We start from the raw sequence: 14,646 nt of genomic DNA on the forward strand, positions 1-14,646 counted from the left end.
CGACGCAAGCTTCGAGGGGTGCCATTCTATGGTTGAGTTCAGTCACCTCATCTCGGCCATCGACACACACACCGCAGGGGAGCCCACCCGGATCGTCCTGAGGGGCCTCCCCCAGCTCATCGGCCGCACGATGGCAGAGAAGCGGAACGACATGCGCGAGCGCCTGGATCGCTTCCGCACCCTCCTGATGCAGGAGCCGCGTGGGCACCGTGACATGTTTGGTGCGGTACTCACCACGCCCGTGACAGAGGAAGCTCAGTGCGGCCTCATCTTCATGGACCACGATGGCTACCTCGACATGTGCGGCCACGGCACGATCGGCGCCGCCACTGCTCTGATCGAGACCGGTTGGGTCCCACCGATCGAGCCGGAAACGAGGATCGCCTTCGACACGCCGAGCGGGCTCGTAGAGACGCGCGCCCGAATCCAAGACGGGCGCGTGGTCGAGGTGTCGCTGTTCAACGTCTCTTCGTTCGCTCACTCCAGGGACGTCGCGCTGGACGTTCCCGGTCTCGGGCGCATCGTCGTAGACGTGTCCTTCGGCGGAAACTTCGTCGCCATGGTTCCCGCCAGCGCCGTCGGTACGTCGGTCCGCCCCGAGAACCTCCACAAGCTCGTGCAGATCGGCATTCTCATCAAGCGCGCGGTCAACGAGCAGGTATCTGTCCGGCATCCCCTACAGCAGCACATCGCTCGTGTCGAGCTCACCGAGATTTACGAGAGGCCCGATCCTTCTAAGCCGTACTCCAAAGGTGTCGCCATCTTCGGTGAAGGGCAGGTGGACCGCTCGCCCTGCGGCACGGGTACGGCAGCTACGATGGCGACACTCTACAGCCGAGGCGAACTGTCTTTGGGGCAGGAGTTCACGAGCGAGAGCATCATCGGGAGCCGCTTCAAGGGGAAGCTCCTCCGGGAAACCCGGGTCGGCGATTTCGTCGCGGTCGAACCCGTCATTTCAGGACAGGCGTTCCTGATCGGAATCCAGCAATTCGTTCTCAATCCTCGCGACCCGCTGGGCTGGGGGCTGCGGGTCGCCAAACCAGCTGAACAACACGTCTCGTCCCTGTCACGCGCATAGTAGTTAGAGTCCCTCGCTTGCTAACTAGCGTTGAACAGGACTAAAAAAGCAGTTGACACCCGTTGCCTTCTAGATATACTTCATATCAAATATCAGCCGCATTACCCGGAGGCTTCCCATGAAGAAGCAGAGTGGCGGTGGCATCGTTGGCCGCGTCCTTGTGGGAGCCTGCCTGGTTCTCGCTCTTGCCGTCCCGGGGTTGGCCCAGGGCACGGCGGCCATAGAAGGAACGGTAAAGGATGAGAGCGGCGCCGTGATCAAGGGGGCCACGGTGCGATCGACGAACGTGGCTACCGGCTGGGCGACTGAGGCGACCACGAGCCCCGTGGGTACCTACAGGCTCGACGCCCTCCCGCCCGGGGTGTACCGAATCACGGTGGACGCTTCAGGCTTCCCCCGCCTCACCCGTGACGGCATCACCGTCCACGTGGGTCAGGCGGTGGCGATCAACCACGTGCTGAAGGTGGGACAATTCCAGGAGGCTCTCAGCGTCACCGGGGAAGCACCCCTAGTCAACGCCACGAAGTCGGAAATCGGCCAGATTGTCGAGTCTGAGAGGATCCAGGAGCTGCCTCTCAATGGACGAGACTTCCTCGAGCTGGCTGAATTGGCGCCCGGAGTTGCTCCGTCCACGGGTTTCGGCGGAGGCTTGACCAGCATCAACGGCCTCTCCTTCCGAAACGTGACCATTCATTTCGATGGCCTGGAGGTAACGGACGTCGTGGACCGAGGGGCCTACGGCTACTACACTTCGGAGCCGGTGCAGGAGTTCCAGGTCATCACCAACCGCTTCACCGCCGAGTATGGCCGGTCGATGAGCGGCGTGATCAACGTGGTGACGAAGTCTGGGACCAACGACTTCCACGGAACTGCGTACATCTACGGGCGGGATCAGAGGCTGAACGCGCGGCAGTGGGTCTTCAACTCCGACACGCTCGGCTTGGACAAGGAGAAGGACAAGAGCCCGTTCAGCCAGAAGCAGTATGGAGCCAGCCTCGGAGGTCCCATCGTCAAGGACAAGACTCACTTCTTTGTCAACTACGAGCGCGACAACTACCACACGACGACGATTGTCAGCGCGGACCCGGCCTGGTCAATCCCCGCGCTCGACATCTCGAAGGAAGTGGGCAACTTCCCCCAGAACAACGACGGCGACCATTTCTTCGCCAAGCTCGACCATCAGCTCTCGACCAAGCACTCTCTAGAAGCGTCGTTCACGCGCAAGACGGAGACCGACACCAACGTCTACGTGGGCGGCTTCTCGACCCAGGCTTTCGGGGCCCAGACCGTGTACGACGAAAAACTCTTCATGCTGAGCGACAGGCTGGCCCTGTCGAACCGGACCCTGAACGAGTTCCGCTTCCAGGTCGGGACGCGGCAGAACGATTGGAATCCCAATTCCCGCCATCCGTCCGTTTATGAGTACACGGACTTCGGCGTCATCACGTGCTGTGGCAGCCATCCCAGCGTTGATCAGACCAACCATACCCGCCGCCTGGAGTTCAAAGACGACCTCACTCTCCACCTGAGCCAACACAGCCTGAAGTTCGGGGGCGACTTCCAGGTCCTGAGAGGCGATTCCGACACCCGCTACACCGCCACCGGCTATTACGTCGTGTATTACGGGTCCCCGCTGTACTTGCGCCAGGCGTTCGGTCCGACCCACTTCGTCTTCGATGAGAACGTCGACGGGGTCTATGCGCAGGACGACTGGCGTGTTCGCGACAACCTGATGCTCAACCTTGGACTCCGCTACGAGTACAACCAGTTCGCTCCCTCAGACCATGGCGACATTGCGCCACGGGTGGGCTTCGCCTACGACCCCTGGAAGGACGGCAAGACCAGCGTCCGGGGCGGCACCGGGTTGTTCTACGACATGGCGTTCACACAGCTCTTGCAAGTGTCGGCCTGGGGCGGCCCCAACGGCGCGTACACCCTGACTTTCCGTCCTTCCGACCCTTTGTATCCGAGCAACTTCGCCAGCATTCCCTCGCTTCCGGCGGGACGTCCGATCCCGGCGCGCGATATCTACGAGCTCGACCCCAATATGAAGACCGCCCGTAGCTGGCAGAGCTCGATCGGGATTCAACGCGAGATCGCCAGGGACCTCGCCATTAGCGTCGATGCGGTCTACGTGAGGGGTCACAACCTGTTCCGCATTCGTGATCTGAACGCCCCGCCCTTTGAAGGTCCCTATCCCAAGGGCCAGGAAACCACGTTCGCCAACGCACTGCGGCCGACACCTCCCGTCCCCAACGGCTTTCGCCGGGTCGACCAGCTTGAGTCCTCGGGCAGCAGCGAGTACGAAGGGCTTTATTTCAACATCACTCGCCGTGTGCGCGGCGGGCACACGTTCCAGCTGTCCTACACCCTCGCCAAGTCGAGGGACAATCTTGGCTTCGGCGGCGACTACGTCAGCCGGCCCAATGACAGCACCAACATGGCGGCCGAATGGGGCCCTTCCCTGAACGACCTCCGCCACACCGTTGCCGCCAACGGCACGGTTCAGCTGCCCTGGGGCTTTTCGGCTGGAGGAATCTTCCTCGCCTATTCTGGCCGGCCCTACACCGCCCAGCTCGGCTATGACTACAACGGCGACGGCGTCACTAACGACCGCCCACCGGGCGTGGGCAAGGACACCCTGACGGGAGACTGGTTCCGGGAGCTCGACCTTTTCCTCAACAAGGCCTTTAAGTTCAAGGACCGCTACCAACTTATCGTGCGGCTCGAAGCCTTCAACGTCTTCGACACGCTCAACAAGAATACCTATGGCAACATCGTTGGCACCAACACATACCAGATCGCGACGGGGGCGTTCCCGCCGCGCCAGCTGCAGGTGTCTGCGAGATTCGCGTTCTGAAGCCTCGTCCTCGACCGCAGAAGCGAAGGAGGCAACCATGAGCAGTGGCCCCCAGCCAGGGCGGCGCGGTTTTCTCAAATCCCTAGCCGCAGCACCGATGCTTCTCGCAGCCCCGGCCGCGGCGCTGCGCCCCTCCCCTGCGGCTGCGCAGCCCACTCCCGTCGGGGGCGATCTCCATTCGTCCGCCATCGTCATCGACCACGCATGCCCGCTCCTGACCCCGGAAGCGGACGAATACATTGCGAAGACACGCGCGGGGGGGGAGACCGTGGCCATGGCGACCGTGGCCAGCAACCATGACTTCCGTGCGGCGATCGACCAGATCACGGGCTGGCTCGAGCGCTTCGACCGCGACCCGTCGCTCATCCACGTGACGACGGTCGAGGACATCTATCGGGCGAAGCGCGAGGGAAAGCTCGGCGTGGGCTTCCACTTCCAGAACTCGCGGCCCGTCGAGTATGACCTGCGCCTGCTCCGCGTTTTCCACCGACTGGGCGTACGGGTCATCCAGCTCACGTACAACGAAAAGAACCCCGTCGGCGATGGCTCGACGGAGCGCACCGACTCCGGGTTGTCCAAGTACGGTCGCAAGATGGTCGAGGAGATGAACCGCCTGGGGATCGTCGTGGATTGCAGCCACGTGGGCTACCGGACCACGATGGAGGCGATGGAAGTCTCCAAGCTGCCCGTCATGTTCAGCCATTCCAACGCGTACGGCGTCTACCCCAGCAAGCGCAACATCAAGGACGACCAGATCAAGGCGCTGGCAAAGAGCGGTGGCGTCATCGGGATGAACGGCTTTCCCGGGTTCGTGAGCAAGGACAGCTTCGTCGACAAGAACCGCGGGCCATCGCTCGAGCAACTGCTCGATCACGTCGACTACATCGCCAAGCTCGTCGGTACCGACTATATCGGGCTCGGGCTCGACTATTCGCAGTCGAATCCTGAGGACTACAAGCGGTGGGGGTACGAGCCCGACACCTACCCGATGCCCCCTTGGCACTACCCGACGGGCATCGACGAAGTCTCGAAGCTTGCGAGCTTCACCAAGGGCCTAAAGGCACGAGGCTACTCCGATGCGGACGTACGGAAGATCCTCGGTGAGAACTTCATTCGAGTCTTCAAGGCGGTTTGGAAGGCTTGAGCCCCGTCTGCCCGCGATGTCCAGGTCGAGTCTCTTCTCGCTCCTAGCCCTCGTTCTGTCGGCGGCGACGGTCGGCGCGCAGCCGACCGCGCAAAAGGACCCGCGCTGGCTAAGGCTCGATGCGGCGGTGCGGCGGGGCATGGCGGAATGGGAGGTCCCCGGACTAGCCATCGCGGTGGTCGAGGGCGATCGGGTCGCCTTCATTCGCGCGTACGGTGTCAAGGAGCTGGGGAAACCGGAGCCGGTCGACCTTGACACAGTCATGGCGATCGGCTCTACCACCAAGGCCATGACGGCCACTCTGGTCGCCATGCTGGTCGACGAAGGTAAGCTCGCCTGGGATGATCGGGTCACTAAGCACCTCCCATGGTTCCAGCTCTTCGACCCCTGGGTCACTCGTGAAGTGACGCTGCGGGACCTCCTGACCCATCGCGTCGGGGTTGGGGGGGCTCTGCTTCCGGCTGCCACAACGCTCGACCGCCGGGAGGTGCTCCGGCGGCTGCGCTTCATCGAGCCTTACGCGCCCTTCCGCGCCCATTACGACTACAGCAACCTGATGTACACGACCGCCGGAGAGATCGTGGCCGAGGTCTCTGGTAAGCGCTGGGAGGACGTGCTCCAGTCGCGGCTGCTGGCTCCGCTCGGAATTACCGGCGCCCACCTCACTCTCGACTCGCTCTGGTCGCCCGAGAGTGTGGCGCCCTGCTTCTGTTGTGACCTGGTCGGACGCTCCGTCGGAATCGGGGACGCGCGAGCCGGGACCAACCTCACCATGCCCCATCTCAAGAAGAACGGACGCATGCAAGTCATTCCCTGGCGGCGTTACGCCAACATCGGCCCCGCGGGCGGAGAGCTGTCCATGAGCGTCAGGGACATGGCGCGTTGGGTCAGGTTCCTGGTAGGCAAGGGGGTGTTCGAGGGCAAGCGTTTGCTGAGCGAGAAGCAGTTCGCGGAGATGCATGAGCCACAGATTCCGATCCCCCGCGAGAACTGGTCGCCGTTTCTCCGGGAAGAGCCGGCCGTACACTTCATGGCCTACGGCCTCGGGTGGCGTCTCAACGACTACCGAGGCCGGCGCATGTCCTCGCACACCGGCAACGTCTATGGCTTCCACTCCACCGTCGGTCTGCTCCCCGACGATGGCATCGGCGTCGTGGTGATCGCGAACGCCGATCGCACGGGCCTGGCGCCGGCCCTGGTCCTTACGGCCTTCGATCTCCATCTGGGCGCACCGGAGGTTGACTGGAGTCACCGCGTCCTGACCGGGTACGAGGCGCAGGAGCGCGAGACCCAAGAAGCTGAGAAGCGCCTTAGGGATGGGCGGCGCGTCGGCACCAGCCCGCAGCTTCCCCTCTCGGCGTTTGCCGGAACCTACTTCGATCCCGCCTACGGTGAGGTACACGTCACCGAGCAGCCAGGCGGGCTACTTCTCGGCTTCCCGGGCGCTCAGGAGGCCGATCTCACACACTGGCACTACGACTTGTTCCGCATGAGCTTACGCGGTCCAATGGCTTACCCGCGGTTCGCGAGGTTTGTGATCGGTCCAGATGGGAAAGTGGGACGTCTCAGCGTCGAGGGAGTCGCGGACTTCGTCAGACGGTCGTCAGAGACCGCCGTGTCCGCGACAGGTCGCTGAGCATCTTCCTTCGTCTATCGGACACTCCCAAGGCCTTGTCCTTAAAGGCCCGTAGTAGGGACCCGGACGCGGGTCACGACCCACTAACTCTCGGCTTCGACATGAATGAGATGCCGCACCTTCGGCTCACTACGCGTGTAGCTGTGTAGTCGATCCTCCAAATCCCGATCCTCGCGTGTCGAGCGCTCATGTTGGCGCAGATGCTCCGCCCAGGAGCTCACCAAGAAAGTCTCGACGTACAGATCAGCGTGTTCGACGTCCCGGAAGACTCCCCAACGAGATGCACCGTCTCGTCGCCTGACGCGCCCATACCTGTGTAGCGTCTGCAGGAACTGCTTTGCGTTCTGCGCATCAACAACGTACTCGACAGTCACGAGCACGGGACCCCGCTCAAGACTCGGCGCGACGTCTTTCACGATCGCCGGCATGCGCCAGTGGTTCCAGGGGCTTACGTCGGCGGCCATGGCCGGCAGTCTCGCCATCAGTCCCAGCGCTGTCGTCGCGACCGTGCCCACGCCCGCCCACAGGAGTGCTGTTTCGACGCTCGCGTGCGCACTAACGCTTCCCCACACCGCACTCCCCGCGGCCATCCCTCCTTGAGAGATCAGCATGAAGACCGCGAGCACGCGAGCTCGGACCCAGTCAGGAGCGGAAGTCTGCACAAGCGCACTCACGAGGGAGATGAAGAGGATCCAACCGGCACCGCTCACGAGCATGATGAAGATGAGACCGCCGAGGCTGTGGACCAGGCCGGTCGCGACAATCATCGCGCCGAGCAACGCGACGGCCATCGAGGCGATGCCTTCCGTCGACCAACGGGCGCGGGCGGGCTGCATCAGCAGCGCACCTCCGACTGCACCGGCTCCGAAGCACCCTAGAAGAATCCCGTACCCAATCGCGTTGTTACTGATGTTGTGCGCCACCGTCGGCAAAAGTGCGAACGACGCGCTGGCAAAGAACATCACCACGCCGGACCGCAGCATAAGCGCACGGATCGCGGGAGCGTGTCGAACGTAGCGGATGGCGGCTATCGTCGCTCCACCGACCGTTTCCGGCGGCGACGTTCGTTTATGAACTGGACGCTTCCAACGCGCAACCACGAGAATGACGCCGGCGAACGACGCCACGTTTAGAAGGAAGGCGGCGCCGACGCCAGCCGTCGCGATCAGTACGCCGGCGAGCGCCGGGCCTACTGCCCGTGCGATGTTGAATTCAATGCCGTTGAGCGCCGAGGCCGCGGGCAGATCGTCCTTCGGCACAAGCTCCGGAAGTACCGCCCGCCAAGTGGGCGTTTCGAACGCATCTCCCGCAGACAGCGCGAACGTCAGCGCAAGCAGGATCCACGGGGTGATGACACCCGTCAGGGTCACCACTGCGAGCGTGAACGCGGCACAGACCATCCATGCTTCTGTATAGAGAATCAGCCTGCGACGGTCGACAATGTCCCCTATCGCTCCGGCGGGCAGCGCGAGGATGAAGAACGGCAGCGCGGAGGCCGTCTGGGTCAGCGCTACGTACATGGGGCCGGCGCCGAGCGAGACCATGAGCCATGCCGCGCCGACGCCCTGCATGAATGTACCGACGTCAGACACCACGTCGGCGACTAGCAGCTGGCGGAAGATTGGCGTGCGCAACGGTCGCCACAGACTCGGCGCTTCGTGCTTCGCTGGTATCTCCATCGGAGTGTTGAAGAGGATACCGCGTTCCGTGGACAAGGAGCGATCAGCCAGGACCGACTCGCCGGCCGGATGGTCAGCCTAAGTCTAATGCCGCGCGCCGGCGACCGACCCAGAGGACGGGACGTATCGGCTTGGAACCTCCTGGCACCTCGCGAGACATACTGAACAGAAACTGATTCGCAGTCAGTGGTCAGTGAGCCGCGTATCCAGCGTACGCGCAACCACTTGCAGCGGCGAGCAGACTCTTAGATCGGTGAATAGCGTGGCGGTCCCCATTTTTCCAGGACGGTGCCCTTGCCTTCTGGCAACGCGAGATCGCCCGTCGCCACGTCGTTCGAAGCTGGGAAAACCTATGATTTTCCTAGACTATTCGTGGCCTCACAGCCTTACCTTCTGCTTGTGGAAGGATGCATAGCATGAAGGTTCTGAGCTTCCTCGGTGAGCGGCCCGACGACGCCACGACTGCGCTCGATTTGGGGAGCCCCGACCGACCTCACCCCGACCTTTCATGTCTCAGTGGAGTGTTGCGTCCCCGTAGTGTCCGCTGCGGAGAGGCGATCATCGCCGCCAGCCAGCCGGCGCGCTTGTCATGGCGGAAGCACGACGGCGTCCTAGCCATTGTTCTTGAAGGAATAGCGGGTCATTTCGACATCACACTCTACCGCTTGGGGCATAAGACATGCCGGCCGATCGTCGAGGACTCAATCGAGGGCTCCTTGGCAAACGCCCGACAGGAGGCAGACGGCCTCGTTCGAGACCTACTCGAGCACCAGTGCGGCGCGTGTTCTGGCTGGGTCTGAGGAGCCTCACTCACCGGCGTGGGTTCCCAGATGCCCCACGCCAGATAATGCAACCGGTTGACGGTCCGCTCCGTCTCACGCGTTCGCGCTCCCGCCTGAGCTCGGAGAGCTGGACTGCGGAGTATCGGATCACGAAGGTCTTCCGGATCTCCGCCAAGGTGTCCTCGTAGAGGCCACGCTCCCAGTGTCCAATGTAGACGCTCGCGTCCATGACGGCCCCCACGTCAAGGCACCTCGATGCTGCCCGGCTTGAGGCTTCCGCGGGTTCCCATAAGCGTCGACGAAAAAGGACTTGCGCCTGTACCGTACGGGTTTCATGCAGGTCTTGCTCACAGGCACATGCGAGCCTTCGGACACGTATGCGTCAAGACTTGAGCCGTCGAAATCCTCTCGAGGTATCGGCTCGTGTCCACTTCGGCCTCCCCGCCCCGAGTGGCGCTCTTTTCACCGCTTGAGGAGGGCGGCGCGGCGGCGGTACTCCCCCTCCAGGACTCGGATGACCACAGGGTCGAACTGTGAGAAAGCAGCCGTCTGTAGCTCGGCGAGAACATCTTCCGGCGCACGCCCCGGACTCTTGACGGTCATGGCGTCGAAGGCGTCGGCCACGGCCACGACTCGGGCCCCAAAGGGGATCTCGTTGCCCTTGAGGCCCTTGGGGTAGCCGCTTCCGTCCCAGCGTTCGTGGTGAGCTTCGATGATGCGGGGCAGCTCCTTCCAGGGGCTTATGGGTGAGACGAGCTGGACGCCGAGGCCCACGTGCTGCTGGATCTGCCGGCGCTGGTCCTCGTTTAGCTCGCCCTCCGTGCGCAGCAGGGCTGGGTCGAGGCCCAGCTTCCCGATGTCGTGAAGGAGAGCGGCGAAGTGGATCTGCAGCTGCTCTTCCGCTGGCCGGCCAAGGCCTGCCGTGATCATGTCCGCACCGGCGGCGACCGACCGGGCGTGCATTGGGTAGCTGGGGTCCGCCTTTTCCAGGAACGAGACGAGGAGCTCGGCGGTGTGGGTGAAGGAGTCGAGGACGCGTTCCCGGGCCTGGGCGTTCTCGAGGACGACGGCACCAAAGCGCATTAGGCGGACAAGGTCAGCTTCCTCGCCCGGGCCGAAACCTCCTTCCCGGCCCGCGAGCAAGAGCCCACCCCGCAGATTTCCGGAGACAAGAGGCAGAACGAGGAAGCCGGGCTTTGACGCTGCCAGCTCATCCACCTTAGGGGAGTAGCCCTCCTCTTTTGAGAGGTTGTTCGAGCGCAGGGCCTTCCCGCGCACCGCCGCCCTGAGGAGCAGGCTCTCCCCGGGCGCAAGGTGTGTGCCCCGAAGCGCTTCCGAGCCGTCGCCGGCAACGGCTTCGACGAGTGCTCCCCCTGCTGGCTCGACATCGAGCAGCGCCAGCCGACCGGCCTCTGCGGAGCCGATGGCCTGAGCGGCGTTCAGGATCACCTCCAGGAGCCGCAGGAGGCCAGGGCTCTCCTGAAGGAGGGTCGTGATTTTGTCGAATGCCGTGGCGAGCCGCGGCTGGCCCGCTGCTGCCTCCGCTGTCTTCGGGGCCGGGGGGGCAGGTGGCGGAACGGCAGGGACGGGGACGGCAAGGCCTGGGGAAGGAAGAAAAAACGCGGCCTGCGCCTGCCCTCGGGCCTGTTGGAGCGCCTCTGTGAACGCCCTCGCCGAGGAGTGTCGGGAGGCGGGGACCTTGTCGAGCGCGGTCCTCAGCACAGGAATCAAAGATGCCGGGATGACGGCCGCGGCCGAACCGTCGAGGGGCGGCGGCTCATGGACCTGCTTGTAAAGCGTCGCCATCGAGTTCGCCCCCCGGAAGGGGACTTGTCCTGTGAAGATCTCAAAGACGACGATGCCCAGGGCGTAGACATCGCTTGCGAAGCCGACCCGGTCGCCCCGCGCCTGCTCGGGGCTCATATATTCGGGAGTTCCGATGATGATTCCGGTACCGGTCACGCTGCTTCCCGACTCCTTCGAGATGCCAAAATCCATGATCCGCACCACGGCCCTCGAGTCCAGCATGATGTTCGATGCCTTGAGGTCGCGGTGGACGATTCCAACCTCGTGGATGGCCTGCAGCCCAGCCGCGATCTCCAGGGCCACGTCGAACGCCCCGTCCGGCATCAAGCCCCCCTGAGCCTGCACCACCTTGCTCAGGTCTGTGCCCGAAATGAACTCCATGGAGATGAAGTGGATGTCCCCGTCCTGCCCATAGTCGTACATCCGGCAGACGTTGCGGTGGGTGACCTTGCGCGCGAGTCGGACCTCGGCCTGGAACCGCCAGGCGACTTCCGCGTCGCGGGCAATCTCCGGTCGGAGCACCTTGAGGGCGATCGTCTCCTCAAGGACGCGATCGTAGGCCTTGTAGACCGTTCCCATGCCCCCCGTCCCCAGTGCATGCCGGATCTCGTACCGTGAAGCAACGAGGGTCCCACCGGGTAGGGTGGGCTCGAGAGGACGACCGCAGCTACGACACTGCCGCGCGCCTTCCCCGTTCGCGGTCTGACAGGAGGGGCAGGTAATCTTCACCGAGGGCGATGCTGAGCATACTATGTGGGGGGCACCCTAGGGACATGGCAGGTGCCAGGCACCGTCGGGCTCCGAGGATCCCCATCCAGCCCGCGTAGCAGCACCCGCACCCCCTAATTGGTGTTGCAAAGCCCGCCGGTTGGAGTTGCAATGGCGCTCGCGCAACATGCCGGAGTGCTTTTCCCCGGGAGGGGGGCCAATGGCCAATCGAGTCGTGGTCGTGACCGGGGGCGCCAAGGGGATTGGGCGGGCGGTTGCTCTTCGTCTCGCAGAAGAGGGCTGGTCTGTCGCCTTCTGCTATCGGACGAGTTCCGAGGAGGCGCGCGCTGCCGCCGAGGTGATGCGCGGAAAGGGAGCGCCCGTGATCGAGGGTCGCTACGACGTCTCCGACCCCCGCGCCTGCGAAGCCTTCGTATCCCGCGTCCTATCCGAGTGGGGGCGAATAGACGCCCTCATCAATGGCGCGGGACCCTACCATCGCGCTCCCCTGCTGGAGACGAGCCCCGAGAGCTGGCACGAGATGTTCGACAATAACCTCGACCCTGTCTTCTACATGAGTCGACTGGTCGCCGGCCCCATGAAGGAGCGAAAGTGGGGACGGATCGTCAGCTTCAGCATGGCCAATGCCGACCAGATGATCGGCCAACCCCAGCTGACGGCCCACTACATCGCCAAGGTTGGCATCCTGGTCCTGACGCGCTCGCTCGCGCGCATCCTCGGCCCATTCAACATTACCGTCAACGCGATATCGCCCGGCTTCATCGCCTCGGGAAGCGCTCCCGACGAAGAGCTGCAGAAGATGGTGAAGAACATCCCCGCCGGATACGTGGGCGAATTGTCGGACGCCGTCTCGGCCGTCCTCTTCCTGCTCTCGGAGGAGGCGCGCTACGTGAACGGCGCCAACCTCCACCTGAGCGGCGGCTGGGGGATCTGATGACGGTCGGGCGACTAAATTGCCCTTGTCCGAGCGATTCACACCGGTCGTTTGCGGGCCGCGAGGAATTCCCACCGGCGCATGTTGTCGTCTCGATGTGACATCCAAAGGGGGTCTTGCTCATGCGCCAGGTGTGGATCACAAAAGCGGGCCCTCCGGAAGTCCTAGAGGTCCGCGAGGCCCCCGACCCTGTGGCCGGTGCGGGCAAGGTACGAATCCGCGTCCGCGCCGCCGGAATCAACTTCTCGGACCTTCTGGCCCGAGTGGGCCTTTATCCCGACGCCCCCAAGCTCCCTTGCGTCGTCGGCTATGAAGTGGCGGGCGTCGTAGATCAGGTCGGCACCGGGGTGACCGGCTTTCGGGAGGGGGACCGCGTCCTGGCGATGCCGCGCTTCGGCGGATACACCGACGTCCTGGTGATCTCAGCCCCCCAGGTCCTGCCCATGCCTCCGGCCATGACCTTTGAGGAAGGGGCTGCCCTGCCTGTCGTCTACCTCACTGCCCATCACATGATGTTCTACACCGGCGCGCTGCGTCCGGGTTCCCGCGTGCTGATCCACTCCGCGGCAGGCGGCGTGGGCCTTGCGGCCATCCAGCTGGCGAAGACCCGTCAGTGCATCATCCTTGGGACCGCCTCTCCGGCCAAGCATGAGTTCCTGCGGGCGCAAGGCTGTCGCTACCCGATCGATTCCGGGGGCGATTTCGTCCCCGGCGTGCGTGCCGCGGTGGGCAACGCGGGCCTCGACCTCATCCTGGATGCCGTAGGAGGGTCGTCCTGGACAAAGGGCTACGATCTCTTGGCCCCTTGCGGTCGACTGGTCGCGTTTGGCCTCTCCGCCGCTTCGAGCGGAAAGAGTCGCAACTTGCTGCACGCTCTAGGCCAGGTGCTGAGAATCAAGAAGTGGAGTCCCCTGACCCTCATGAACGACAACAAGACTCTCACGGGAGTGAACCTGGGCCACCTTTTCGGCCATCCCGAAATTCTGGGCCCGCAGCTTCAGGCTCTCATAGCCTTCTATGAGGCTGGCCAGATCCGGCCACACGTGGACCGGAGCTTCCGGTTCGAGGAGGCGGCTGCGGCGCATCATTACATCCATGACCGTAAGGCGGTCGGTAAGGTCGTGCTGGTTCCCTAGTTCCGAGCGAAGACCTGCTTGGCGACTAGTGGACCCAGAGGGGCGCCAATGGACTTCGCATCCCAACGACAGTGGATCAACGCGCTGTGGATTTTATTCGGTTTGTACTGGAGCGTTTCCGCCTTCAAGTCAAAGAAGACGACCAAGCGCGAATCGTGGAGCGAGAGGTTCAGATACCTGCTAATGCTGGCGGTCGCCTCTGCCTTGCTGTCTCCGCCTGGTGCGCACTACCGATGGTTTGGCGCGCGCTTCGTCCCTGCCAGTAATACCACGGCGTGGATCGGTGTCTTGCTGACTGCCGCCGGCGTGGCCATCGCATTTTGGGCACGCTGGCATCTTGGCGCGAACTGGAGCGGTGTCGTCACTATCAAGGAAGGACATGAACTGATTCGCAGCGGCCCTTACCACAGCATTCGTCATCCGATTTATACAGGCATTCTTGTGGCAATCCTGGGCACCGCGGTCGCCATTGGCGAGGTGCGTGGTCTGCTCGCTGTGGCCATCGCCTGGCTCTCCTTTTATCTCAAGGCCCGTCGGGAAGAGTCGTTCCTCGGGCAGGAGTTCGGAGACCGCTTTGCTGAGCACCGCCGCCACACAGGGATGTTCCTGCCCCCCCTCTCTTAAGGCTTTCTTCAGACCGGAGGTATCCCTACAGCGCCAGGTTCTCAAGGCCTGCCTGCACGTCAACTTCAGCTGTTGCCCTTGGCAATCACCGCGAGGCCAATGAGCGTTCCCGGACTCTCTTCGAGGGCTTCGGCCTGGCGGAAGTCGCACCTGGGCTTGGGGCACTTGTTCGAATCCCCCTCATCCAAGACGCACGACCTCAAGGTACTACGAAGAGGCTCCCTAGCGGTGTTGAGAG

11 protein-coding genes are annotated in these 14,646 nt (G+C 63.4%); 8 read left to right on the top strand and 3 right to left on the bottom strand.

Going from position 1 to position 14,646, the window contains the following annotated elements; all coding sequences use genetic code 11:
• Positions 1–28 precede the first annotated feature (28 nt).
• The 4 genes from VN461_11315 to VN461_11330 all read left to right on the top strand — a co-directional run bounded on the left by VN461_11315 (position 29) and on the right by VN461_11330 (position 6,718).
• On the top strand, positions 29–1,078 hold the full coding sequence (locus VN461_11315) for a proline racemase family protein (GenBank protein ID HXB55365.1): 1,050 nt from the start codon (positions 29–31) through the stop codon (positions 1,076–1,078).
• Positions 1,079–1,196: 118 nt separating this feature from the next.
• The gene (locus tag VN461_11320; GenBank protein ID HXB55366.1) at positions 1,197–3,938 is read left to right on the top strand and encodes a TonB-dependent receptor; all 2,742 of its coding nucleotides are present in this window, start codon (positions 1,197–1,199) and stop codon (positions 3,936–3,938) included.
• Positions 3,939–4,035: 97 nt separating this feature from the next.
• Complete coding sequence (locus VN461_11325) at positions 4,036–5,082, top strand: dipeptidase (protein ID HXB55367.1); 1,047 nt, start codon at positions 4,036–4,038, stop codon at positions 5,080–5,082.
• Positions 5,083–5,098: 16 nt separating this feature from the next.
• Positions 5,099–6,718: a serine hydrolase gene (locus VN461_11330; protein HXB55368.1), complete on the top strand. Its 1,620-nt coding sequence runs from the start codon at positions 5,099–5,101 to the stop codon at positions 6,716–6,718.
• An 83-nt stretch (positions 6,719–6,801) separates the two neighbouring features.
• On the opposite strand, the gene VN461_11335 is transcribed toward VN461_11330, so the two are convergent.
• On the bottom strand, positions 6,802–8,433 hold the full coding sequence (locus tag VN461_11335) for an MFS transporter (GenBank protein ID HXB55369.1): 1,632 nt from the start codon (positions 8,431–8,433) through the stop codon (positions 6,802–6,804).
• A gap of 380 nt (positions 8,434–8,813) precedes the next feature.
• Between VN461_11335 and VN461_11340 the strand changes: the two genes are divergently transcribed.
• Positions 8,814–9,197 (top strand): hypothetical protein, encoded by a 384-nt coding sequence (locus VN461_11340; protein HXB55370.1) that lies wholly within the window; start codon positions 8,814–8,816, stop codon positions 9,195–9,197.
• A 10-nt stretch (positions 9,198–9,207) separates the two neighbouring features.
• On the opposite strand, the gene VN461_11345 is transcribed toward VN461_11340, so the two are convergent.
• Both VN461_11345 and VN461_11350 read right to left on the bottom strand, forming a co-directional pair.
• Positions 9,208–9,408, bottom strand: a complete 201-nt coding sequence (locus tag VN461_11345; protein HXB55371.1) for a hypothetical protein — start codon at positions 9,406–9,408, stop codon at positions 9,208–9,210.
• Between the two features lie 233 nt (positions 9,409–9,641).
• A complete protein-coding gene (locus tag VN461_11350) occupies positions 9,642–11,714 on the bottom strand; it encodes an HD domain-containing phosphohydrolase (protein HXB55372.1) in 2,073 nt (690 codons plus the stop codon).
• 199 nt (positions 11,715–11,913) lie between these two features.
• Here VN461_11350 and VN461_11355 point away from each other — a divergent pair, with 199 nt between their 5' ends.
• The 3 genes from VN461_11355 (at position 11,914) to VN461_11365 (ending at position 14,408) form a co-directional block, all read left to right on the top strand.
• On the top strand, positions 11,914–12,648 hold the full coding sequence (locus VN461_11355; protein ID HXB55373.1) for an SDR family oxidoreductase: 735 nt from the start codon (positions 11,914–11,916) through the stop codon (positions 12,646–12,648).
• Positions 12,649–12,770: 122 nt separating this feature from the next.
• Positions 12,771–13,784 (top strand): medium chain dehydrogenase/reductase family protein, encoded by a 1,014-nt coding sequence (locus tag VN461_11360; protein ID HXB55374.1) that lies wholly within the window; start codon positions 12,771–12,773, stop codon positions 13,782–13,784.
• 48 nt (positions 13,785–13,832) lie between these two features.
• A complete protein-coding gene (locus VN461_11365; protein ID HXB55375.1) occupies positions 13,833–14,408 on the top strand; it encodes an isoprenylcysteine carboxylmethyltransferase family protein in 576 nt (191 codons plus the stop codon).
• Positions 14,409–14,646: the final 238 nt, after the last annotated feature.

It is taken from the genome of Vicinamibacteria bacterium, from assembly GCA_035570235.1.
Lineage (GTDB): Bacteria > Acidobacteriota > Vicinamibacteria > Fen-336 > Fen-336 > DATMML01.